The organism is Rhodococcus gordoniae, assembly GCF_001646655.1.
GTDB lineage: Bacteria > Actinomycetota > Actinomycetes > Mycobacteriales > Mycobacteriaceae > Rhodococcus > Rhodococcus gordoniae.
Map to the genome: position 1 here is coordinate 1 of NZ_LPZN01000113.1, position 631 is coordinate 631.

Annotated in this window: 1 pseudogene; it reads left to right on the forward strand. The window is 71.0% G+C overall.

Annotated features, from left to right (window positions below):
* Positions 1 to 33: 33 nt before the first annotated feature.
* Positions 34 to 631: pseudogene (locus A8G18_RS22220) on the forward strand (CNNM domain-containing protein); the annotation flags it as partial.

The following is a 631-nucleotide window of genomic DNA, read 5'->3' on the forward strand; positions in this document are numbered from 1 at the left end:
CGGCCCCCGTTCCCCCCGGCAGGGCCGCCCCTGATGTCCGTCCTGCTCGACATCGCCGCCCTCCTCGGCTTCGTGGCGCTCACCGCCGGCACCGCCCTGTTCGTCGCCGCCGAGTTCTCCCTGACCGCCCTCGAACGCAGCACCGTCGACGCGCACGCCCACGACGGCGACCGCCGCGCCCGGCAGGTACAGCACGCGCACCGCACCCTGTCCTTCCAGCTGTCCGGCGCCCAGCTCGGCATCACCATCACCACCCTGATCACCGGCTATCTCGCCGAACCGATCCTCGCGCAGTTCTTCACCCCACTGTTCGACGCGCTCGGCCTGAGCACCTCCGTCGCCGCGACCGTCTCCCTGATCCTCGCGCTGCTCCTCGCCACGTCCTTCTCCATGGTCTTCGGCGAACTCGTCCCCAAGAACATCGCCATCGCCCGCCCGATGGGCACCGCCCGCGCCACCGCCGGCCTCCAACTGGCGTTCTCGCTGCTGTTCCGGTGGGCGATCCTCGGTCTCAACGGCGCCGCCAACCACATCGTGCGACGCCGCCGGCATCGAACCCGCCGAGGAACTGCGCTCGGCGCGCTCCCCGACGAACTCCGCGACGAACACGACGAGACCGAACTCGACGCAC